This window comes from Bacteroidales bacterium MB20-C3-3, from assembly GCA_035609245.1.
Taxonomy (GTDB): domain Bacteria; phylum Bacteroidota; class Bacteroidia; order Bacteroidales; family UBA932; genus Bact-08.
Genome location: CP141202.1, coordinates 404,482 through 428,607, shown reverse-complemented (window position 1 = coordinate 428,607; position 24,126 = coordinate 404,482). Strand labels below are relative to the sequence as shown.

General features: G+C 36.7%; 21 protein-coding genes. 13 read left to right on the top strand and 8 right to left on the bottom strand.

Features of this window, described 5'->3' with window-relative positions; translation table 11 throughout:
• Window position 1 precedes the first annotated feature (1 nt).
• Window positions 2-3,043: a xanthan lyase gene (locus U5907_01840; protein WRQ33400.1), complete on the bottom strand. Its 3,042-nt coding sequence runs from the start codon at window positions 3,041-3,043 to the stop codon at window positions 2-4.
• Window positions 3,044-3,119: 76 nt separating this feature from the next.
• Here U5907_01840 and U5907_01835 point away from each other — a divergent pair, with 76 nt between their 5' ends.
• Both U5907_01835 and U5907_01830 read left to right on the top strand, forming a co-directional pair.
• Window positions 3,120-3,686: a TlpA disulfide reductase family protein gene (locus tag U5907_01835; GenBank protein WRQ33399.1), complete on the top strand. Its 567-nt coding sequence runs from the start codon at window positions 3,120-3,122 to the stop codon at window positions 3,684-3,686.
• Between the two features lies 1 nt (window position 3,687).
• Window positions 3,688-4,668 (top strand): D-cysteine desulfhydrase family protein, encoded by a 981-nt coding sequence (locus U5907_01830; GenBank protein WRQ33398.1) that lies wholly within the window; start codon window positions 3,688-3,690, stop codon window positions 4,666-4,668.
• Here U5907_01830 and pruA read toward each other — a convergent pair whose 3' ends face one another.
• Window positions 4,669-6,294, bottom strand: a complete 1,626-nt coding sequence (gene pruA / locus U5907_01825) for an L-glutamate gamma-semialdehyde dehydrogenase (GenBank protein ID WRQ33397.1) — start codon at window positions 6,292-6,294, stop codon at window positions 4,669-4,671.
• 81 nt (window positions 6,295-6,375) lie between these two features.
• On the opposite strand from pruA, the gene U5907_01820 reads away from it, so the two are divergent.
• From U5907_01820 to U5907_01800, 5 genes are read left to right on the top strand one after another with little or no spacing between them, the layout of a single operon-like run.
• Complete coding sequence (locus tag U5907_01820) at window positions 6,376-6,915, top strand: RNA polymerase sigma factor (protein ID WRQ33396.1); 540 nt, start codon at window positions 6,376-6,378, stop codon at window positions 6,913-6,915.
• Window positions 6,878-7,411, top strand: a complete 534-nt coding sequence (locus U5907_01815; GenBank protein WRQ33395.1) for a hypothetical protein — start codon at window positions 6,878-6,880, stop codon at window positions 7,409-7,411. Before U5907_01820 ends, U5907_01815 begins: the two co-directional genes overlap by 38 nt.
• A gap of 60 nt (window positions 7,412-7,471) precedes the next feature.
• Window positions 7,472-8,347: a DUF2807 domain-containing protein gene (locus U5907_01810; protein ID WRQ33394.1), complete on the top strand. Its 876-nt coding sequence runs from the start codon at window positions 7,472-7,474 to the stop codon at window positions 8,345-8,347.
• Between the two features lie 33 nt (window positions 8,348-8,380).
• Window positions 8,381-9,460, top strand: a complete 1,080-nt coding sequence (locus U5907_01805) for a dipeptidase (protein ID WRQ33393.1) — start codon at window positions 8,381-8,383, stop codon at window positions 9,458-9,460.
• A 7-nt stretch (window positions 9,461-9,467) separates the two neighbouring features.
• A complete protein-coding gene (locus U5907_01800; GenBank protein WRQ33392.1) occupies window positions 9,468-10,229 on the top strand; it encodes an SDR family NAD(P)-dependent oxidoreductase in 762 nt (253 codons plus the stop codon).
• A 5-nt stretch (window positions 10,230-10,234) separates the two neighbouring features.
• Here the strand turns inward: U5907_01800 and U5907_01795 are convergent, their stop codons facing one another.
• The 4 genes from U5907_01795 to U5907_01780 form a co-directional block, all read right to left on the bottom strand.
• The gene (locus tag U5907_01795) at window positions 10,235-11,305 is read right to left on the bottom strand and encodes a serine hydrolase domain-containing protein (GenBank protein WRQ33391.1); all 1,071 of its coding nucleotides are present in this window, start codon (window positions 11,303-11,305) and stop codon (window positions 10,235-10,237) included.
• A gap of 119 nt (window positions 11,306-11,424) precedes the next feature.
• Window positions 11,425-12,672 carry a CinA family nicotinamide mononucleotide deamidase-related protein gene (locus U5907_01790; protein ID WRQ33390.1) on the bottom strand — a complete coding sequence of 416 codons (1,248 nt, stop codon included), beginning with the start codon at window positions 12,670-12,672 and terminating at the stop codon, window positions 11,425-11,427.
• The gene (locus U5907_01785) at window positions 12,666-13,709 is read right to left on the bottom strand and encodes a quinone-dependent dihydroorotate dehydrogenase (GenBank protein WRQ33389.1); all 1,044 of its coding nucleotides are present in this window, start codon (window positions 13,707-13,709) and stop codon (window positions 12,666-12,668) included. The genes U5907_01790 and U5907_01785 overlap by 7 nt, the downstream gene beginning before the upstream one ends.
• A gap of 37 nt (window positions 13,710-13,746) precedes the next feature.
• Window positions 13,747-14,202 (bottom strand): helix-turn-helix transcriptional regulator, encoded by a 456-nt coding sequence (locus U5907_01780; protein WRQ33388.1) that lies wholly within the window; start codon window positions 14,200-14,202, stop codon window positions 13,747-13,749.
• A gap of 522 nt (window positions 14,203-14,724) precedes the next feature.
• Between U5907_01780 and U5907_01775 the strand changes: the two genes are divergently transcribed.
• A complete protein-coding gene (locus U5907_01775; GenBank protein ID WRQ33387.1) occupies window positions 14,725-15,936 on the top strand; it encodes an S-adenosylmethionine:tRNA ribosyltransferase-isomerase in 1,212 nt (403 codons plus the stop codon).
• Here U5907_01775 and U5907_01770 read toward each other — a convergent pair.
• Window positions 15,922-17,667 (bottom strand): DUF255 domain-containing protein, encoded by a 1,746-nt coding sequence (locus U5907_01770; GenBank protein ID WRQ33386.1) that lies wholly within the window; start codon window positions 17,665-17,667, stop codon window positions 15,922-15,924. The two genes, U5907_01775 and U5907_01770, sit on opposite strands and share 15 nt — an antisense overlap.
• A 34-nt stretch (window positions 17,668-17,701) precedes the next feature.
• Here U5907_01770 and U5907_01765 point away from each other — a divergent pair, with 34 nt between their 5' ends.
• The 5 genes from U5907_01765 (at window position 17,702) to U5907_01745 (ending at window position 22,915) form a co-directional block, all read left to right on the top strand.
• Window positions 17,702-19,573 (top strand): AMP-binding protein, encoded by a 1,872-nt coding sequence (locus tag U5907_01765; protein WRQ33385.1) that lies wholly within the window; start codon window positions 17,702-17,704, stop codon window positions 19,571-19,573.
• Window positions 19,573-20,310, top strand: a complete 738-nt coding sequence (locus U5907_01760; protein ID WRQ33384.1) for a M28 family peptidase — start codon at window positions 19,573-19,575, stop codon at window positions 20,308-20,310. The genes U5907_01765 and U5907_01760 overlap by 1 nt, the downstream gene beginning before the upstream one ends.
• 36 nt (window positions 20,311-20,346) lie before the next feature.
• Window positions 20,347-21,255, top strand: a complete 909-nt coding sequence (locus U5907_01755; protein ID WRQ33383.1) for an IS1595-like element ISBbi1 family transposase — start codon at window positions 20,347-20,349, stop codon at window positions 21,253-21,255.
• 69 nt (window positions 21,256-21,324) lie between these two features.
• Window positions 21,325-21,870 carry a BRCT domain-containing protein gene (locus U5907_01750; protein WRQ33382.1) on the top strand — a complete coding sequence of 182 codons (546 nt, stop codon included), beginning with the start codon at window positions 21,325-21,327 and terminating at the stop codon, window positions 21,868-21,870.
• A gap of 220 nt (window positions 21,871-22,090) precedes the next feature.
• Window positions 22,091-22,915, top strand: coding sequence for a class D beta-lactamase OXA-347 (locus U5907_01745; protein ID WRQ33381.1), 825 nt, complete (start codon window positions 22,091-22,093; stop codon window positions 22,913-22,915).
• Window positions 22,916-23,117: 202 nt separating this feature from the next.
• On the opposite strand, the gene erm(F) is transcribed toward U5907_01745, so the two are convergent.
• Window positions 23,118-23,918, bottom strand: a complete 801-nt coding sequence (erm(F), locus tag U5907_01740) for a 23S rRNA (adenine(2058)-N(6))-methyltransferase Erm(F) (GenBank protein ID WRQ33380.1) — start codon at window positions 23,916-23,918, stop codon at window positions 23,118-23,120.
• Between the last annotated feature and the right edge of the window lie 208 nt (window positions 23,919-24,126).

Here is a 24,126-nt window from a genome sequence, read left to right as displayed (position 1 = left end):
ATTATTTATCCTCATTAAAGAATAATAGAACAGATTTAACCAGCTCTTCCATCTCTGTTTTATTCTTGATAGTTTCTACAGGAAAGCCAAAAGATACTACTTTATAGCTCCCTTTATATGCAACACCTGCAGAGATGTTATTATCCTTATATCTGAATATTGTCCATGCTCCCTCTCCTGAGGGTTCAATTCCATCCGGTGATTCAGAAGTGTAAGAGTACTCATTGGGAATTGTGTGAAACGAGAACTCTCCGCCAAATTTATAAGGACTTTGGACTGCTTTTACATATCCTGTTTTACTGGCTTTATTTGTCCTCCATTCATATTTTAACACATTTTTCACAAAGTTTTTAGTTGTGTCGTCAGTTTCAATACTATCCCAAACATCAGTAGCAATATAAGATCCGCTTATAAGAATATTTCCGCCAGCTTTTGAGTACTCTTCAATAGCTTTGATAATACCTGGTGTGAATACTTTAAATTTAACATCTCCGTGTCCTCTTCCCATTCTGTATTGTCTCTGCTTACCCATTATAAAGTCCACTATCGGATAGGCTTTTAAGTCCACACTACCGGTCTCTACAGACTCCCGGCTTGCTGAAACAAAACTATACCCTTGATTTGCAAACAATCTTCCATGAAGAGAAGGGTAATCAAAAGTATTTCCAGCAATCACTCTGGTCTCATAATCTGCATATGATGCACCAAATCCGGGAGAGTCATCATCCATCCATGGAATTTCTCTCCTGAATTCGTACTGACTTCCGATAAATGATATATCTTTTTTATAGGGAACTCCATTGTCATCCCAATCCATAAAACCACCCATAGTTGTATCAGGTGTTGCAAAGCTTGCCGGAGCAGATACTCTGTTAAAACCATTTACTATTAGTAATGTTCCTCTTGATTGCTTTGCATTGTAGAGTGAAAGGATTTCAGAAGGAAAACTCTCTCCTCCGCCGTTCACTGCTGTTACTTTAAATGAATACAATACTCCCTTTTCAACATCAAGAGCAAGAGAGTTCCCCTCTACTACTCTTCCTGAGTCAAATCCATTATCTCCTTTTCTTGTGTATACGATATATTTTTCAGGTTTTGCAGTAATCTCCAAAGGATCTTCAACACCTTTCCACCTTAGCAGAGCAACATCACTATGGAGCGAAACTGAAAAATCTTTTATTGGCAGAGGCTGAACTGCATACTCTCTACCTTGTGAGGTAGCTAAATACTTTAACATTCCTTTGTAAATAGCACGAGAAACAGTGAAACGAAACTCAGGATCCAAACCATATCTCATATCTGCAAGATTTTGATGAGAGAGAAGTTCAAGCAGCATTGAAGGAACCTGTGGAGATCTGGATTCCGAATATGATCTGTCCCAAATACCTCTGCGTTGCCAGATGGGTTCATATTTTGTTTTAATATCTTCTACAATTTGAGTTTGAATCAAATCTGTAAGGTATCTTCCCTCTATTCTGTCTCTGCCATCAGGAAGAAGATCAGAGCCGTTGGAAGCCCTTGTATATATACCCAGTGTGCCAATAATTGAGTCATTCAGGGTAGTGCCGGCATCCGTATGGAAGGCAAATGATAAGTCTACAGGAATCTTCAACCCTTTTTCATCCGGATTAACTTTTGATCCTCCGGAAATAACATTTACCCATTTACCTCTTGACATATAATCATCGTTATAGTCATTGGCATTTTTGTTTGGTGAATAAATAGTATCAGAAAAACCTGCCCATTGGAGCCAATACCTTGCTCCTTCTGTAAACCTTGGATAACCGCTTACTATTGGTTCAACTTCAAGATCTATTTTTATCTTCTCTACAGGTTCGGTTGAAGAACTTTTAACATTCAGCTGAGAGCCCTCCTCTGAAGGTTTTCTGGCAATATTACCAAAGCCACCACCAATTTTAACGGCATCGGCAGTTATATATTCTCTATTATTCCCGGTATTGTTTGTAAGCGATACAAACTGATTTTCTTTGTCTTTACTGAAATAAAAAGTGCCAAGATAGATCCATGTACCACCTCCCATTTTCTGGTTAACTATAAATGATGTCTCTCCGGAAGAGTGTGATACAGTGTATTTTGCAGCAGATGTACTTTTTGGCAGAGATTGGTAGGATACATAGACAGCATATTCTCCGCTCTCTTCAATATGTGCACTCCAAATGGCTTTGCTCTCCTCTTCCTTACTGTCAACGCTCCTTACTAATCTTGCACTTCCAAGTCTGAAGGGGTTTTCACCTGAAATATAAACCTCCTTGGGAGAGTTGAATCCAATCGAATCTGTATTGTTCCATCTCCTTGAACCATTTGTCTCTCTGTATCCGGAGCCTGGTATATCATTATCAATTATTATCTCTTCTAATTGAGTATCTCTCTCTCTGGGCATCAGTACATAGGCGCCTGCATTTTCTAGCATTGGGACAAGGAAGGGAAGGACATATGACTGTGTGTAAAGATCCTCCACCGTTTGAAAAATTCTTGCTCTCTGCCACTCCCATCTAAGTAATTTCTGCTCATAGTAGAATCCGTGACTTTGCCAGAGAGCAATATGTTTACCCTCCAATCCGTGAGGAAATTCAACAATTGAAGATGCTTTTTTTACAAGAGGAGATTCGTGTAATCCTTTTTGGTGATCTCTTATATCCTTTTTAGATTCAACTCTTCTCAATGATTTGTATGATGGTGGAATCAAATTCTCAATTTGAGACCTATTAGATTCAATTATTAAAGCCATTTGCCTGTATTGCTCAGGGATGCTGGCTCTTACAATCTCATATGATTTGGCTACGCTCTCTTCTCTCATAGGATACTCAGATAAAGCCGAGGAGAATGTAATAGTTAATGTGTTCCCGCTCTTTACTACCTTTGAAACAGTAATTTTACCTAAAACATAAGCTTGATTTTTATAAAAAGATTGCAAAGAATCAGCTGCGGGAGTAAAAAGCCTGGAGTCCAGCCTTTGTGCATGTGTTGAAAAGGATATTATGCAAAATGCTATGGCCAGAAACAAGGAAAATATTTTTCTCATCTTTGTAATTTTGGAACGCAAAAGTAATCATAAAAGAGTAAATTTGCATTAAACCATAACCAATAAATACAGAATTATGAAGAGAGGTCTTGTTTTAATAATACTGGCAGTTTCAATTATTTCTTCTTGCAAAAACCGGGTTATCAACTCTCCTGAGAGTATACAGGAGCCAGTAGCTGATAGCAGGGGCTACATCGTTGGAGTGGGTGATAGTGTCCCAGATTTTCAAATTGAATATTTAGATGGTAAAACTGAATCTCTTTCAGAACATAAAGGGAAAATTATAATGATTCAATTTACAGCAAGTTGGTGTGGAGTTTGCAGAAAAGAGATGCCTCACATTGAAGAGAGGATATGGAAGAGATTCTCCGGCAATCCAAATTTTATGCTCATAGGGGTAGACTATAAAGAGGATAAAGAGACAACTGAAAAGTTTTCCAGGGATATGAATATTACCTACCCACTGACCCTTGATAAAGAGGGAGAGCGCTTCTCTCTGTTTTGCGGGCCTGATGCAGGTGTTACAAGGAATATCATTGTAGCTCCTGATGGAAAGATAATTATGTTAACCAGACTCTTTGAAGAGGAGGAGTTTAATGAAATGGTTGAGCTGATTGCAAGCGAACTTAATAAGATTTCTTAATATGATACAAAAAATTTCTCTGGCCAATTTGCCTACCAGGATAGACAAACTTGAAAGATTATCAGAAGATTGGGGTATTAATCTTTTTATTAAAAGAGATGATCAGACAGGATCTGAACTCTCAGGCAATAAAATAAGAAAACTGGAGTATTTGCTGAAACATGCAATTGACAACAATTACGATACTCTTATAACTACAGGTGGTATTCAGTCAAACCATTGCAGAGCAACAGCTGTTGCGGCTACAATGCTTGGTCTGAAGTGTGAGCTTTTGTTAAGATCAGGAGATAATCCAAAAATTGAGGGAAATTATTTTATTGATAGGCTTTTAGGTGCAGGGATTAATTTCTGTAATGCCGATGAGTACAGGGATTCCAGGGATGAAATTATGAATAAAATAGGAGAGAGGCTATTTAAGGAGAGGGGCAGTAAATGTTTTATTATTCCTGAAGGTGCTTCAAATGCATTGGGTAGTCTTGGTTATTATGAGGCCATGTCAGAGATCTCTAAACAAGAAAAACTTACAGGAACAGTGTTCGACACGGTTGTTGTTGCTGTTGGATCAGGTGGTACTTACTCAGGATTGTGTACTGCTAATAAGGAACTTAGTCTTGGAAAGAGAGTATTGGGTTTTGCAGTTGCTTCTGACAGAGAGTATTTTACAAATAAAATACACAATATTAATGTTGAAGCCGGAGAAATAGCCGGTCTTAAATCGGTTTTCACAGAGGATGATATTGAGATAAACGATAAATATATTGGAATTGGATATGCACTCAGTCGTCCTGAAGAGTTAGCATTCATCAGGCATATTGCATCAAGAGAGGCTTTAATACTTGATCCTGTTTATACAGGTAAAGCTATGTACGGGCTTTATAATGAAATAAAAGAGGGCAAAGTACCTTGTGGGTCCAATGTCCTCTTTATTCATACAGGAGGCCTTTTTGGGCTCTTCCCTAAACAGGATCAGTTTGTGTTTTGATTATTTCATATAACCATAAAAAATATCCTTTGGTGGTATAAAGGTCTCTTTTACGGTTCTGGGGCTAACCCATCTTATTAAATTGAACTCTCCACCAGCTTTATCATTGGTTCCTGACCCTCTTGACCCTCCAAACGGTTGTTTCCCGACAACTGCACCGGTTGGTTTGTCATTTATATAAAAGTTACCTGCAGCGTACTGAAGTTTTGAGCAAGCCTTTACAACTTCCATGCGGTCTCTTCCAAATATTGCTCCTGTAAGGCCGTATGGAGATGTTGAATCACACATTTCTAATGCTTTATCAACCTCTGAATCTTTATACACATATGCAGTTAAAACAGGCCCAAAAATCTCCTCCTCCATAGTTTTGAAATTTGGATCGTTTGTCTTAAACATTGTTGGAGAGATGAAGTATCCTTTTGACTTGTCATATGAACCACCAAAAACAAGTTCTGCATTTTCTGAGTTTTTTGCATACTCTATATAGCTGACAATATTATCAAACGATGATTCATCAATAACAGCATTTATAAAGTTTGACGAATCTCTTGGATCACCAATCTTTACTGAATTGCTTAATTCAACCATTTTCTGTTTTACCTCATTCCATAAAGATTCAGGTACATACATCCTTGAGGCTGCAGAACACTTCTGCCCCTGATATTCAAATGCACCACTGAATGCACCAACAGCAACCTCTTCAGGATCAGCACTTGGATGAACAAAAACAAAATCTTTCCCTCCTGTTTCACCAACCAGTCTTGGATATGATTTGTAATGCTCCAGGTTATTGGCTACACTCTTCCAAAGTGTATTGAAGGTTCCGTTGGAACCTGTAAAATGGATGCCAGCCAACTCTTTGGCAGAAGTTACCGTTGAGCCGATAAGAGCTCCGCTTCCCGGGACAAAATTTATAACTCCGGCAGGAACCCCGGCCTCCATAAAAATTTCCATTAAATAATAGTTGGATAACAGGGCTGTTGTTGCCGGTTTCCATAATGTGGTATTGCCCATCATGATTGGTGCCATGTTTAGATTGGAGGCTATAGACGTAAAATTAAAAGGGCTTACGGCAAACACAAACCCCTCAAGTGCTCTGTATTCCATCCTGTTTAGCTGATTGAAAGAAGATAGGGGCTGAGTTTTGTATACTTCGGAGGCAAATGACACATTAAATCTTAGAAAATCAGCTGTTTCGCAAACTGCATCAATCTCAGACTGATAAATATTCTTGCTCTGGCCCAGCATAGTTGCTGCATTGAGTTTTGCCCTGTATTTAACGGTTATCAATTCTGCAATTTTCAGCATTATTGAGGCCCTTGTGGTCCAGTGCTGAGAATTCCAGTCAGAATGAGCATCTAGTGCAGCATCTATTGCCATCTTTATCTCTTTTTCTCCTGCTTTATGATAAATTGCAAGGGTATGAGAATGGTTGTGAGGCATTACAACTTTTCCGGTATTTCCGGTAAATACTTTTTTACCACCAATAACTAATGGAATTTCAATTTTAGTGTTACTCTGTTTTTCAAGCTCTGATTCAAGCTCAGCTCTCTCTGGCGAGCCAGGCAGATATGCCAGTACCGGCTCATTTTCCGGTAGTTTAAAATTATAGATTGAATTATTCATTATGTAAATTTTCAATAATATTAGTTATAATCGTGCAACAATCAAAAATTGATTTCGTTTAAATGATAGGAAAATGAGAAAATGACTCAGATTTTTAAAAGTTTTAAACACAGGAGATCCAAAGAGGAGCAGATTTATGATGAGTGCCATAAAAAGCTCTTTTATATAAGCTTAAGAATACTTAATAATAGTATGGAGGCTGAAGAGGTTATGCACGATACCCTTCTTAAATATTTTTCAAGAGAGGAATTCAATAGTATAAACGAGAGAGATTCCTGGCTTTCAAGAGTGTGTATAAATCTATCAATTGACAGGCTTAGAAAAAGAAAATCCAACGATAACTTAATGAACAGCGAAGAGTTAAGAAATCAAAGTTATGATAATGATATTTATGAAGACTACTCATTTAAGGGAATCTCTGTTAATCAGGTAAAGGAGGCAATTAATAGGCTGGCAGATGGATACAGACTTGTTCTTTCTCTGGTTCTTTTTGAGGGTTATGATTACGAAGAGATTGCCCAGATAACAGGATTAAAAGAGGTTTCGGTAAGAACTCAGTTTATTAGGGGAAAAGCAAGAGTAATTGAAGAATTGGAAAAAGGCAGAATTAACAATTATTAAAGGAGAGATGAAGATGGATAGCTTAAAAAAATATATTGAACACAACAGAGCAGAATTCGAGAGGGATCTGTTGCCTGAAGGTAGCAAAGAGCGTTTTATGAACAAAATCTCCAGAGGTAATAATAAGACTCTTTTACGTAAAATGCCTTATTGGACAAAATTGGCTGTAGCATCATCAATAATTATCATGATTGCTTTGCCGGCCGTTATATCTGAAAGGTCTTCAAAGCTGGATTCTGGAGAGTACTATATTGAAATACTTGCTAAACAAACCATGGAGATTGAGAAGTTATCCTCAAATCTTGGTGATTATGAAAAACTAAATATTGAATCTACACTCAGGCAGCTTAATGAAGAGTCAGTTCCTCTTGCAGATCAACTTCCTAATTCAATATCAAAAAGAGAGAGGAGAGAAATATTAAAGGAGTACTATACTGAAAAGATTGATGGGGCTGAGAGGCTTGAAAAATATGTTTTGGGATTAGTCGGGAAATAGAACAACTAGATTATGCATAATATCTTAATTATAAACAACTAACTAATAAAAAGTAAAAAAATGAAAAAAATATTAACATTACTGTTATCCCTTTTTGTCTCAGTTTTAATGCTTGGCCAGGAGATAAACAGAAGCTATCAAGTCCCCCTTTTTACAGGTATTGAAGCTGGAGGAATTTTTGATATCACACTTACAAAGTCATCACTAAATTCGGTTTCAACCACATCGAATAAGGAAATTGCCAAATATATTAATGTGAGTGTCAAAAACGGGATATTGAAACTTGATTTGGATACTGATTCTATGCCTGCTATGTTAAAAAGAAATACGAAATATATTAAAGCTCAGATCACTATTAATCAACTGGATAGAGTTTTTTTATCAGGAGCGGCAAAACTTAAATCCTCAGGAGCTTTTTACCCTGCCACTTTTAGAGGAGATTTCAGCGGAGCAGTTATTGCAGATGGTCTTGTCATTAACTCGGAAGAGTCATCTGTTCAGGTTAGTGGCGCATCAAAAGTTGAAATTAAGGGTAAGTTTAAAAATGTGAAATACGATATTTCAGGAGCTTCTGTTGTAACAATTGAACATGAGTCTACAGACATTAAGGTAGGAGGAAGTGGAGCATCAAAAATGGAATACACAGGCACTTCAACTATTGCTAATATCTCTATTTCAGGTGCAACCAATGTAAAATTGAAAGGCTCTGCCACAACTGCCTCTTTTGAAGCTTCTGGTGCCTCACAGCTTGATGCTGAGTATTTTATAGTTCGTGATGTTGAGATTGAGGCTAGTGGGGTGAGTAATATCAGAACAAATGTAACAGGAACTATATCTGCAGAAATTTCCGGGGGCTCTGTACTCAGATATGCGGGTAACCCAACGATGAAAAACATTGAAACCAGCTCACAAGCTTCAATTCAGAGAATAAAATAATTGCTATATTTATGGAAAATTTCCATAAATATCATGCAAAATAAACCTTTACACGAAAGTATCTTTGTACTTGATTCTCACTGTGATACTCCAATCAGACTTTTAGGGGGGGCTGACATTAATATTAAATCTAATCAGGGACATTTTGATTTCATTAGGATGAGAGAGGGCGGCCTCAATGCTGCCTTCTTTGCTATATATACACCAAATACAATAAATGCCGATACTGCAACCAGAAGAGCTATGCAGATGATTGCCAGAACATATGATGCCGTCGAGGCTAGTGAAGGGAAGGTTGCAGTTGCTCTTGAAGCTCAGGATGCAAGAGATAATTTTGAAACCGGCGTTCTCTCTGTCTTTTTGGGAATGGAGAATGGGCTTCCAATACAGGATGATCTTAGTTTGCTGAGGCTTTTCTATGATATGGGTGTTAGATATATGACACTAACACATGCCGGAAACAATAATATTTGCGACTCATGTGCTACAAAGGAAAAGAGGTGGAACGGCCTTAGTCCTTTTGGAATAGAGGTAGTAAAAGAGATGAACAGGTTGGGTATGCTTATTGATGTTTCTCATATTTCAGATGATTCGTTTAGAGATGTGATAAAATACTCTTCATCACCCGTTGTTGCAACTCACTCATGTTGCAGGGCTATTGCTAATCATCCCAGAAATCTCACAGATCAGATGATTAAAGATATCGCTGCTACTGGTGGAGTTGTCCAGATTAATTTTTATCCTCCGTTCCTGAATAGTGAATATGCAAAGGAATTCTGGCCATTATGTGATGCCTTTGAAGAGGTTGAGAAGCTATGGAAAGATAATCCTGATCAACACAATGATGCTTACGAGAAGGCAAAAATGGAAATGTTTGCCCTTAAACGGCCTTCATATAAGGAGGTTGCAGATCACATTGATCATGTTGTTAAACTTGTTGGGGCTGATTATGTGGGAATTGGGACTGATTTCGATGGGATTGAGGTGACTCCGGAGGGGTTAGAGGGTGTGGATAAACTTCCTGTTCTAACTGAAGAGCTGATAAACAGGGGATATAGTGATGAAGATATTAAAAAAATAATGGGAGATAATTTCTTAAGATTATTAGATTAAATAGAATATGGGTAAAATTGCGTTGGTAACCGGAGCAACTTCCGGAATAGGAGAGGCTGTTGCTGTTTCATTAGCTCGTGCCGGGTATGATCTTATTATTACTGGAAGAAGAGTAGCTCAACTTACAAGAGTTGCCAAATACATTGAGAATGATTTTAAAAACAAAGTATTGCCACTTAGTTTTGATGTAAGAGAGCTTAGTCAGGTTGAACACTATTTGGGAGCCCTCCCGTCAAGGTGGCAGGAAATTGATCTATTGGTTAATAATGCAGGACTAGCTGTAGGATTGAACTCTATTCAGCAGGGTGTGATTGACGACTGGGAGAGGATGATTGATACAAATATAAAAGGGCTGCTATATGTTTCAAAAATTGTTGCCAATCTAATGATAAAGAGAGGCTCCGGACAGATAATCAATATTGGTTCAATAGCCGGCAAAGATGTATATCCTAATGGTAATGTCTATTGCGCTACCAAGCATGCAGTCGATGCACTTTCAAGAGGAATGATGATGGACCTGCATAAGCATAACATAAAAGTATCTCAGGTTTGTCCCGGTGCTGTTGAAACTGAGTTTTCAATGGTACGCTTTAAAGGAGATGCTGATAAGGCAACCAATGTTTATAAGGGGTTTGAACCTCTTGTTGCTAAGGATATAGCAGATGTCGTGCTCTTTGTTGCAACTGCCCCTCCTCATGTAAACATAAGTGATGTTACTGTTATGCCACTTGCTCAGGCAGGTGTATCAATAATTGATAGAAAGCAATAATAGAATTACAACCATCCTGCCTTTTTAAGTATTTGATCTATAGAGTATGCATTCTCCTCTCTGTTCTTGTCATTTCTATTGGAAAAGATAAGAATCAGAATGTTCTCTTCAGGGTATCTTGCTGCGTATATCTGGAAGCCGCCATTATCTCCTGTGTGGTAGATTTTGGTAGGGTAGTCAGCTCTTTTCTCTATAAACCAGCCGTATCCATAATAGTTATCAACAATTTCCTCAATTTTAATTTTTGGTGAGTGAGCATCATTGGTCATTTTCTCACTTATAAGGATGTTTTTACGCAGAACTTTTTCCCAATTGATGAATTCTCGGACTGATGTATAAATACCACCGTCGGCCTTTGTAGCAAAGAAACTCTCCTCTCCATAATCAAATTCCTCAAAAACTTTTGTATCACCATTTTGCAAATATCCATGAGCCATTCTGGGAATAAACCGGCCCTCTTCAAAGTATAGAGTCTCCTCCATTCCGGAAGGATTAAAAATACGCTCTTTCATAAATGTTTCAAACGGTATTCCGGAGGCCATTTCAATAATAGAATACATTAATTGAAATGTGGGATTCATATATTCGTATTTTGATCCTGGTTTAAAGTTTAATGAATCAAGTTTTGCTATATAGCTATATGATTCCACATCTGTTGCTTTTGTTACAAATTCTCGGTTACTCCTATCCCTGGAATCAGGAATTCCTGATGTATGTGAAAGCAAATGGCTTAACTTAATATCATTAAAAAAATCTGCCTGAAAATCCGGAAACCATTTTTTTAGATTATCATCAAGAGATAGTTTTCCCTCCTCTGCAAGCATCATAATTGCTACAGCAGAGAATTGCTTGGAGACGGAGGCGATGTTAAAGAATGTATTATCATCAATTGTTAACCCGGTGGATAAATCAGCTATACCGTATCCTTGAGAGAAAATAACAGAATCCTCTTTCATAATTAAAACCGAGACCCCCGGTTCGTTTGAAGGATATTGAGAACTAAACAATGAATCAACATCTTTACATATTTTTTCAGCATCATTATATGCCTTATTGTTTGCACAGGAAAAACTCATAAATATCGAAATTATTAATATTAAATACTTCATAATAAGATAAAATAACTAGATAGTTTTTTTTAAGGTTATTAACAAACAAATATGTTATAGTCAAATTTAATAAGGAAATTAAGCTTTTATAAATTTTGTAATGCCTTTCTCAGTAAATTGATTGAGGCAGACGAAAATCTGATAATATTTCGCTCTCTGTCGCCTGAAAATATAGCTTTATTAGTTGTCGTAATTCCCGGGCCCGATATTGCTACCCATAATGTGCCAACAGGTTTTTCTTCTGAACCACCACTGGGACCTGCAATTCCTGAAGTTGCAATTGCCCAGTCAGTGCCAAATAATCTCTTAGCTCCCTCTGCCATAGCAACTACACACTCTTCACTCACTGCTCCCGACTCCTCTATTATTGATTTAGATACGCCCAGAATATTGATCTTTGCTTTATTATCGTATGCAACTACTCCGCCCTTGAAAACAGATGAGACTCCTGGTAAAGTGGTAAATATTGATGATATTTCACCACCTGTACAAGATTCTGCTATTGACAATGTTTCACCTCTTTTGGTCAGCGATTGAAAAACGACAGATTCTAAAGTCTCCTCCTCTTCTCCATATATTGAATCACCAATAATTGAATATAGCTGTGTAAACAACTGTTTTACTTTATCAGGCGTACTATTATCCACACCCTGATACACTGAGAGTCTAAGTTTGACCCCTCTGGCAGGGTTGGGTAAATAGGCAAGTTTATAGTTGAAAGGCAGTGAATCCTCCCAGGCTGATATTTTTGTAGCAAGCTCTGATTCAGGAATTCCAAATGTGTTTATAGTTTTATGAAATATTGTTTCAGTTTGGCGTAAACTACTTATCTTATTAAGCACCTCTTTCATAAGATATTGCATCTCATATGGCACTCCTGGCAATGAAAACAAAAGTCTTCCATTTATCTCAAACATCATCCCGGGAGCAGTTCCCTGTGTGTTTTCAAGCACAGTACACTTCTCAGGAACAAGAGCCTGATCTTTATTTAATGAAGAGAGTTCTATTCCCCTCTTCAAACATATCGCCTTTATAATTTCAAGTTGCTTTTTATCAAGCTTAAAATCATTGCTCCCGGAAATTTTTCCCAAAACCTTTTTTGTTATATCATCTTTAGTGGGGCCCAAACCTCCTGTAACTATAATGATATCACTCTCTTTAAGTAACTTAACAATTGAGCTTTCAATGGTAAACTCATCATCTCCGGTTGATTGATGACTTATTACCTTTACTCCAATTAAATTGAGTAACCCTGATATATAGGATTTATTTGAATCTACAATTTGACCAATTAAAATTTCGTCTCCAATTGTTAATATCGAGGCTGTCAGCATTTTGGCTCTTGTTTATTAAGGTATCTTAATATTCGACGGACAAAACCAGGACCATTATATATAAAGCCAGTATATATTTGGACCAGACTTGCACCGGCATCCAGCATCATTTTTGCCTGGTGAGGGGTAATAATTCCACCCACCCCAATAATTGGTAATTGACCTCCGGTTTTTTTACTAATATATCTTACCATCTCAAGGCTTCTGTTAAAAATAGGGGCCCCACTTAAACCTCCCTCTCCAACTACCTCAACTTTGGCTCTCTCTGTAATAAGATTATCTCTTGAAATTGTCGTATTAGTTGCAACTATTCCGTCCAACCCCGACACCAAAATAAGTTCAATAATTTCGTCAAGTTGCTCTTCTGATAGATCAGGAGATACTTTTAGTAATATAGGTCTGTAATCATCGTAGTACTTTCTTAAAAGAGTCAGTCTGTCCACTATCTCTGATAAAGAAGTTATATCTTGAAGTTTGGTTAATCCCTTTACATTTGGACAAGATACATTAACAACAAAATAATCTACAAAGTCGTATAGTTGAGCAAAACTCTTTTCGTAATCAAGAGCCGCCTGATCATTAGTGCTTGCTGTACTTTTGCTAATATTACCTCCAATAATGACCCTCGGCTTAATCTGTTTTAATCTGGATACGGTATGTTTTACCCCTTTATTGTTAATCCCCATGCGGTTAATCAGAGCTTTATCATCTACCAGCCTGAAAATTCGGGGTTTTGAATTGCCGGGTTGTTCTACAGGAGTCACTGATCCAATTTCAATAAACCCAAATCCGAAATCAGAAAGAGGATTGTACAGTTCTGCATTCTTGTCAAATCCAGCTGCTAATCCTACAGGATTAGGGAATTTTATACCCATAACCTCTCTCTCAAGTGCGGGAGAGGAGAAATGAAAGAGTGCTCTTACTATATATTTTGACAATGGAATGTATGAAAGCAACAGAAGCAATTTAGCAACTATGTTGTGCGCTGTTTCTGGTGTAAATGAAAAAAGAAGAGGTTTGATTAGTAACCGGAACATCATTTTTTTGTTTGCACAAAGATATAAATTATAAAACCTAGAAACCAACTTTAGCAGGCCTTATCTCTTGAAAAGTGTTATCAGAATAAATCAGCAATATCCTTTTGAGATTCTTTTTTTCGCGGGGAATCTCCTGAATTTTATCATTTACGGAATTCTCAGTGAGTTCATATTCCGGAAAATCACCTGTAAAATCCTCATTATCTGAACATATGAGTTCTTCATCAGCAGGTCTTTGATTGCTTTTAAATGTTGATTTGTCTGGTTGAGGTCGTTCAGTACTCTCTTTGTACATTTTTCCTTTTCCTGTAATAAGCCATTCTGCATTAAGGGCAGGGAACTTTAAAAGAAGCTTCTGAATAAAATCGAAACCTGGTTTATTTCTCCCTGATAATATGTGAGAGAGGCCAGATCGTTGAGTGCCGATAATGTCTGCCAGTTTAGCCGGAGAGAGCTGCTCTACCTCTAAAAATTGCTGTAAACGACTTTTCATAAATGTAAACTTCAGTAATTACAAATGTAATATAAATATTGTTTACATAAGTTAATTATTCGAATTATACAAATGTAATCTTGATTTATTATTATTTGTGTATACAACTTTAATTCAATTAATTAAGAAATTTTTATATAATTCTTAAGTAATTAAATATATAGTTTAGAAAATCGTTATAAAAGCTTGGATATAAAGCAAATAAGACTGATAAATGATTATAGGTATTGATTGTATAAAGAAATTATTGGTTTTAAGTGACAAATAGCTATATATAGCTTTAAATAAAAAGCATAAAGTGCAGATAATCAAATTATAAAGATGATTGAAAAGGGTTCATAAATAACATCTATATTCGATCTTTATGTATAATTACGGATGTAATCAACATTCTATTTAGCGCATCTACAAATGTCTCTGTGCTGGTTTAGATAAGTGAATCACATTTGTAAACAATTATTCAAAAACCGATCATTTTTCTTTAAACCTATAATTATATAGCTTTGCAAAAAATAATTGATTGTGGAGCCTGAAATTAAGATTGATGATTTTTCTTATAATCTACCTGAAGAAAAAATTGCAAAATATCCCTTACCCTCAAGAGATGATTCCAAAATTTTAATATTTAAAGACAATGTTGTCTCAGATGATAAATTTTCAAATCTCGCAGAGTTTGTTCCTGAGAATTCTCTGATGATATTTAACAACACAAAAGTTGTCCCTGCAAGACTTTTTTTCCGGAAAGATAGCGGTGCTCATATTGAAATCTTTTGTATTGAACCGGAAATCCCATCGGATTATACCACTTCATTTGAATCTACTTCTCAATGTACATGGAAATGTGTCATTGGTAACAGTAAAAAATGGAAGTCCGGGGTTATATTATTTGACTCAACCGGCCATCCGGAACTTGAAGATTATAAATTTACTGCTATAAGAGAGTCTAATAACGGTGAGACTTCAATAATCAGGTTCTTGTGGGAGGGTGGCCTCTCATTTGCCCATTTATTGGAATTGTGCGGAAAAGTCCCAATACCTCCATATCTGAACAGAGAAACCGAGGAGAGTGATACTGAAAGATATCAAACTGTATATGCTCGCTACAGAGGTTCTGTAGCTGCACCTACCGCTGGGTTGCATTTCACTGATAGTGTATTGAATAAGTTGGATTTTAAAGGTGTTGTTCGAGGTGAACTTTCTCTGCATGTGGGGGCAGGTACTTTTAAACCGGTAAAAAGCGATTCAATTAAAGATCATCCTATGCATTCAGAGCCCTTCTCTGTTTCGTTGAAATTCTTAAGAGAACTGGCATCCGGAATGGCTGGTAAATCAATTGTATCTGTGGGTACAACATCAGCACGGACATTAGAGAGTCTGTATTATATAGGTGTAAAGTGTTATGAGGGAGCATATCCTTCTGAGGTTGATCAGTGGGAGCCCTATGTGCGGGAATACGCATTATCCTCATTAGAAGCCATTAATGCTCTTGCTGATTGGATGGAGAGCAGATCCATTGATCAATTCAGCTCCAGAACAAGTATTATTATTGTCCCTGGTTACACTTTTAAAATTATTAATGTGCTTATAACAAATTTTCATCAGCCAAGAAGTACACTTTTGCTTTTAATTGCTGCCTTTGTTGGTGATAGGTGGATGGATATATATAACTATGCTTTAAATAATGGTTTTAGATTCTTAAGCTATGGAGACAGTTCAATTTTATTTAGGAAGTAGCGCAAACAGCATTATTTTGTGAGCCCAGCTGGAAAGTAATGGTCCTGAAAATCCGAGTGATGGTATAATATTGCCAATTTGCTGACTGGCAATTTGAATATATCTCTCATCTTTTGTAATCTTGTACATTTCAACCATATTTCCTGCCATTATTGAATTGGCTGATGGTTTTATCAGATCAATATTTGACTCTCTTTTGAATGGCACAACAGGTACTTCCGATCCCTTTTCAGATTTACTGAACATGCCATTTTCAGGTTTGTAAAAATTGTCTATTACAAAATCCATGTAATTAACAGCTATCTTTTTATACTCTGATTTTCCTGTGCTGATAAATAAAGAGATAGATGATTCAATAAAATATGCGTAATCAGAGAGAAATCCAAACCGGCATCCATTAGAACAGCATGTATATCTTAATAACCTGCCTTTTGAGTTGATATTATGATTTAGTAAGTAATCAAACAGAGCAGATGCCTCCTCTAACATATATTCATCACCGGTAAAGTTGTATGAAATTGTTAAGGCTTTTATTAATTGAGAATTATAAGAAGTAATAACCCTGGTGTCTTTTAAATATCCTCGATGCTCTTTTCTTCTGGCTCTAAGTGTTTCTAATTCATCGTGTTTTAAAATGCTAAAGGTGTCCTGATTTCTGATTGGCAGCTGTTGCTTATTGCCCTCTTCTCTGGTATCCAGCCCCAATGCAAGCGATATCTCCTGATATCTCGATGGAAATAGTATTCTAAGTTCATTTATAGATGAAGAAAAGTAGACAGCGTCGTGAATATTATCTGTTATAGTTGTATTGCTATAATAACCACCTGCCGGAGAAGAGAGCTCTCTGTTTATAAAATGTGAAATATGGTAAGTTGTCTCTCTGAATGATTCTTTGCCAAATAAATTCCAGGCACTTGAGTAGAGTATCAAATATTGACTGTTATCTTCCAGATTCTTTTCAAAAAGTGGATTTTCACACGTGTAGTCGTCAGCTTGTCTGAAGAATCCTCCGTCAATTGGATCAAACAGTGGGGAAAATTGAAGATATTCTAATAGAGAAATAAGTGAGTTTTCAATATTTTTATCAGGAAAGTATCTTAAATATTCAACTATGGTAAAGAGACTACCGGGATTAGGTGTATATGGTTTAAGATTCTTTGTAAAATCAGAATGAAAGATTGTATTATACCAATTATTAACATATTTGTGAAGTGTCTCAGCCTCGTTGTTTTCTCTCTCCCCAATATTTGTTACAACTCCTGATAATCTTGTCCTGTGTGATAATTCATCAGCAAGCTTATCCAGCAAATCCCTCCGGGTAGATTTTGCGTTAAGAATTTTATTGGCTACATTGAGAAATTGTTCGGGGTCAGTTTCTGATGAGCACAGGATAGGCCTTCTGTCAGGCATAATAAAGAGATTTATAGGTCCGTAAGAATAATCCTGATTCATAAGAAGCATATCAAGTGCAACAAGGAATGACTCTGGATTATCATCTTTATCTTCGGCAATACATATAAAATTGTTATTCAGAGTGTTAATTACTTCCGGATCAGAAAAGAGCCTCTTAGACTCCTCTCTAACTCTTACATTGCTAAGATATCCTATGTGCAGGAAAATTAGTCTGTCCTCATTTTTTGCTCTTGCAATCAGATCTGGCGACAAAGCAAAATACCAGTTGATTCCTTTGCCAGACAATATCTTTAAATATGGAGAGCAAATCTTAGACATTAAATTTTAAATTTGTAATAAAAAATACACCGCTATGAAAAATGAAGTTAACTCAGTTCCCAAAAGAACTCTCCTGGATCTGTTTGAAGAATCTGTTGCCAAGTTTTCAGAAAAAACATTTCTTCTTGAAAAAAGGGATGGAGAATTTCGTCCAACTTCCTATTCAAAGACCAAGTTGCTAGCACAACAATTTGGTGCAGGCCTTTGTTCACTGGGCTATTCAAAGGGAGAAAATGCTTCAATACTTGCAGAAGGTTGCAATATGTGGATTATTGGTGAACTGGCAATTTTTTATGCTGGTGGTATTAATGTTCCACTCTCGGTTAAGCTGGAGGAGAGCTCTGATTTGTCATTTCGCCTCATCCACGCAGATGTTGTATTGCTTATGGTAACTGAAAGGCAGTTGTCAAAAATCAGAGCAATAAAGGATAAGTTGCCTATGTTAAGGCATATTATTGTTTTTGAACCGGAAGGTGAACTTCAGATTGGTGAACTTAGTTCTGAATATATCTTTGAAGTTGGAAAAAAATATCTTGAAGATAATTATACCAGTTTTCTGGAAATTGGGAAAAGCCTTCAAAACAATGATATTGCTACTATTACTTATACTTCTGGTACAACCGCTGATCCTAAAGGAGTTGTTCTTACTCACAGGAATTATACTGCAAATGTTGAGCAATCTTTGACTTGCATGACAATTCCTGTTGGTTACAAAAATTTCATAATTCTTCCTCTGGATCATTGTTTTGCTCATGTTGTCGGCTTTTATATAATGATAGCCAGCGGTGCAATTGTTGCTACGGTTCAGCAGGGTAAGAGTGCAATGGAGACATTAAAAAATATTCCTCTTAACATTAAGGAGGTGAAGCCTAATCTTATTCTTTCAGTACCTGCATTGGCAAAAAGTTTCAGAAAAAACATAGAGAACTCTGTTAAAATAAAGGGAAAGTTCAGCTGGAATCTTTATCAATTTGCCCTTAAGATTGCATACTCCTATAATGGAGAGGGATGGGACAGAGGGAAGGGTTTTAAAATTCTTCTTTATCCAATTAAAGCCCTTTTTGATAGAATTCTCTTTTCAAAAGTAAGACTTGCAATGGGGGGAGAGCTCGATTTTTTTGTTGGAGGTGGTGCATTGTTAGATAAAGAACTTCAGAGGTTTTACTATGCAATAGGAATACCTATGTACCAGGGTTATGGTCTCTCTGAAGCTACACCTGTAATTTCTACAAATACTGATCATAAACACAAGCTGGGTTCTTCAGGAATATTGGTAAAACCACTTGACATTAAGATTGTTGATAATGATGGTAAAGAACTTCCAATGGGTGTGCCGGGTGAGATGGTTGTCAAAGGAGAAAATGTAATGGCAGGCTATTGGAAAAATCCAAAAGCTACAGCTGAAACTATAAAGGATGGGTGGCTCTACACCGGTGATATGGGTTATATGACTCCTGAAGGATTCCTTTATGTAAAGGGGAGGTTCAAAAGCCTACTTATTGGCTCTGATGGAGAGAAGTACGCTCCTGAGGAGATAGAGGAGATGCTGGTTTCTCAATCAAGAATCATTCAACAGGTAATGTTGTACAACAATCAGTCGCCTTATACAATAGCAATAATTACTGCCGATAGAAGCACGGGACTCTTGGGAAAAGAGCTTGTTAAGGCCGTATGGGATGAGATAGAAAAATATAAAGGAAAGGGGGTATACTCAGGTATGTTTCCTGAGAGATGGCTGCCATCTACTTTTATTTTGACATCTGAACCTTTTAGTGAAAATAACAGGATGATTAACTCAACAATGAAGATGGTCAGAGGAAAAGTAGAAGAGAGATACAGAGAGGAGATTAACTTTGCTTATACTCCAGAGGGTAAAAATATCTACAATAAATATAATCTAGGGTAATGGTAAGTAATAAACGGATTGTCTGGATAACGCTATTGTTGTTAATCACTTCGTATTTCTCAATAAGTAATTTTATCCTACCCGTTCCCGATTCACAATCATCATCCGGCTTCTCAGCAAAAAGAGTCTCAGATGATATTAAAATTATAAGTAAAGAGCCTCACTCTTCAGAGCACCCTGCGGAGAGGGAGAGAGTTCGCTCATTTCTCGCAGAGAGGCTCAGAGAGATTGGCTTTGATGTTGAAGTTGAATACTATGATTCTATAGGAAATATTTATGCATCATTACCTCCGCTGTACTCAGTTTCCGGCGAGGAACCAACATATGTTCTCTTGATGGCTCATTTGGATTCCAGACATGCGAATATCATAAATGGGAAAACCCATTATTCAAAGGGAGCGGCTGATGACGGATATGGCTTGGGAGTCATTTTGGAGTTGGCTAAAGGTGTTGTTAAGTACAGAGATGATTGGTCACAGGGAGTAAAGATCCTCTTTACTGATGCAGAGGAGACTAATCTTGAAGGAATAAAAATGGCCGTTGCAAAAAGAGGCGATTTTTTGTCAGATGTTGGATTTATAATAAACATTGAGGCAAGAGGAGTTAAAGGGCCAGCTCTTTTATTTGAAACATCTCCTGGTAATTCAAAATTGGTAAATCTGTATAGTAAAGCCAGATTCCCCGCAGGATATTCACTTACATCTTTTGTTTATCTGATTCTCCGCAAACACACCTAATATTTTTAGTATATTAGCGCTCAAAAAGCAGGGATTATGAACATATTCAGTTTTACGGCTCATTTCGGTTCGGAGGAAGATTGTCGTTTGCATTTCAAGGAGCAGCGTGATAAGGAAGGGGTTGTCTGCAAGCGATGCGGGGGCACTTCCCATTATTGGTTACAGGGTAAATGGAGTTATGAATGCAAAGGTTGCCGTTTCCGCACCTCGTTGCGCAGCGGTACGAACATGGAGAGCTCCAAGCTGCCGTTTCTGGTGTGGTACAAAACGATGTTCCTGATGAGTTGCACAAAAAAGGGATTCTCCACCAACGAACTCCAGAAGCAATTAGGATTGAAGCGTTACGAACCGGTATGGGCGATGGTACACAAACTCCGCAGGGCGATGGGCAACCGGGATGCAAGGTATACACTGGAAGGGATGATAGAACTGGATGAGGGTTACTTTTCGGTGGCCAGTAAGGAAATCGAGCGAGGCAAGGGTACACGTGGCCGGGGAGCCGAGGGAAAGCAGAACGTTGCGGTGATGGCCGAAAGCACCCCGTTGGAAGATATCGAAACGGGCAAAAAGGAGAAGCATGTGCGTTATTTCAAGGCCAGGGTACTGGATAGCCATCAAAGTGAAGGAATCAACGGCGTGGTCAGGGACTGCATGGAGGATGATGCCATCGTATTTTCGGACAAAAGCACTTCTTACGTTGACATCTCCGATCTGGTGGAATTGCACGTCACCGAGAAATCAGACGCCAAAACCACCAAGGAAACACTCAAATGGGTGCATATCGCAATCAGTAATGCAAAACGGACATTGCTGGGCAACTACCATAAAATCAAAAGGAAATACTTACAGTTGTATCTCAACGAGTTTATTTACAAATTAAACAGACGGTATTTTGGAGACAAACTCTTTGACAGACTAGTAATTGCGAATATAACAGGTGCATAAACGGATAATCAGAAAAATCTATATGAACATTATAATTTAAAACCATATGTCATAAGTTATATTGACACAATGTTATTTGCAGATAAACTTGGGATGCCTAAAAAAATAAAAGATTTAGCAGAGAGTTTGGACTTAGAAGTAACAAATCATCACGACCCAGAATTCGATGCAAAACTTTGTGCTTTAATATTTGGCGAATTGACTGACAAGTATCCAAGTTATCAAGAACTAATAAGAAAAATTGATGACCAGCCTAAAACAAATAATAATTATTTCAATCAACCAAGTGAAGATGTTTTAGAAGAAAATGAAGAGCATTTATCAAATTATCAAATAACTCAAAACGAACTTGAAAACATTGATTTAATAGGAAAAGGAATAGTTATTACGGGCAACTTTTCAATAGAAAGAGAAGAAATAAAAACTTTTCTAATGAAAATTGGTGGACAAATAAAATCAGGAATAACAGGTAAAGTAGATTTTGTTTTTGCAGGTGAAGATTGTGGTTGGTCAAAAATCCAAAAAATAAACGACTTAAACCAATCAAAAAAAGCAAACATTAGAATTTTAAACGAAGCTGACTTAAATTATCTTATCAAAAAATACGGCATATAACATCGCATTGGCAAAATGGCGGGTTAAGTGCCAAACTCAACTTTTGTGCATTTTATTCCGCCGAATGTGTTCCACATTCAGCTTTTTTTAATAATTTAGCTTCTGTGGAAACACATCGGCTACGTCACTGCTAAATTGAACTTTTTGTCCAATTTATCCGCCACTTCGCCAATGCGTTTCCCGTTAGTGGCAACAAAAACAAACGATAATTAGACAATAAATGAAAAATATTTTATTTGTAGTTTTTATTTCAATGATATTTTTATTTGTTTGCTGTAACACAACAACGAATAAAAACATAATTGAAACAGAAATTTCTGATTTTGACAAAATTTTAGATAGTTTTCAAGTAAATGGTTCAATTCTAATTTATGATAACGACAAGAATACTTTTTACTCAAATGACTTTGATTGGGCTAAAAACGGAAAATTACCTGCATCAACATTCAAAATTCCAAATTCTATAATTGCTGTTGAATTAGGCATTATTGAAAATGATACAACTATTTTAAAATGGAATGGCGAGCAGAGAAAAATGGATATTTGGGAAAAAGATTTATCATTTAAAGATGCTTTTAGAATTTCCTGTGTTCCTTGCTATCAGGAAATTGCAAGGAAAATCGGAACAATTAAAATGAAAGAATATTTAGAAAAATTTGAGTATAAAAATATGATTTTTGACAGTTTAACGATTGACAATTTTTGGCTTGAAGGAAATTCAAAAATATCTCAAAAACAACAAATCGACTTTTTAAGGAAATTCTATTTTTCAAAATTTCCAATTTCTGATAGGACAATAAAGATTGTCAAAAATATTATGGAAATTGAGCGAACTGAAAATTACATTTTAAGCGGTAAGACTGGATTAAGTTCGATAGAAGAAAAATATAATGGTTGGTTTGTTGGTTATGTTGAAACAAAATCTAATGTTTATTTTTTTGCAACAAATGTAATTCCGACAGACGGATTGAATGTTGATGATTTTATTTCATCGAGAATTAATGTAACAAAAAATGCGTTAAAGCAAATGAATATAATGAAATGATAAATGCCACTAACATATGGTAGCCGATAATTGCCGGCTTTCGTGCCAACTTGATACTTTGGTGCTTTTAACGAACCGAAGTGCTAAATTGATACGAAAGTGCTGTAAATCCGGCAACTACGGCTACCATTTTTCGTTATGCGGCAGCTTAAAAGACGACACCAAACCAGAAAAATCATCTTGACAACCACCCGACTTTGAACTACGAAGGATGAAATTTTTCAGGGACAACTTCCAGCATTTCCAAAAAACAGTTTACCCATTGACTTGGAGACAAACAAACAATTTGAGCATTAAGGTTTAAACCGAATTTTTCCGAAATTGACCTGACCTGACTTTTCCTGAAAATCGACTTTAAAGCTGTTTTTACAGATAAATCAGGTTTCTCTAACAGACAGGAAATAAATGCTAAGTATTTGGCTTTAAACTTAAAATCAAAAAATAACTGTTTTCTTTTAATGTTTAACAGGGCTGATTTGACAGTTGGCGGTGGAAAGAAACTTTCAGGACCTACCTCATAGACAAGTTTCAAATCAAAAAAAGTATGATAGAAAACGGTATATGGATTGTAAAGCTTCCTCGAAAATAACTTTTGTGTAGGTTCTAACTGAAGGACAATGGAACCTCCCAGAAAATTTCCAAGACTCTCAAACATCAGGATTTTGAAAATATCGGAAGTAATGCCATAAGGAATATTTGACACCACTTTGAAAGGAAATTTCGGAACTGCAAAATTCCTAAAATCACAACCGACAACTTGAACATTTCGGGCATCAGAAAATAATTTTCGTAAATGTTCAACCAAAGCTGTGTCGTTTTCAATAGCAACAACATTGTTGGCGATTTTTAATAAATGAACAGTAAGAAACCCCTTGCCTGCCCCAATATCTAAAACCGTATCCTGATTACTTATATTTGCTTGTCTTATTGCATCTTTTATTAGCACTTTATCAATAGTAAAGTGCTGACCCGTAAAACGAACGGGCAATTTCTTTTTTGTCATTAGTAACTTCTTACAGGTGAATACTTGAATTCAAATCGTGGAGAAGTGAATAGACAGTATTACCCGACAGAGCAACTATGACAACGTAACGCCTTTACAAAAAAGTCGGTACACGAAACCCATAGACTAATTGTCTTGACCTAAAAGAGATTGGAATTTTCAGGACTGCCTATCACTTAGATAGAAGTCCAAGGTCTGCTGAAATACA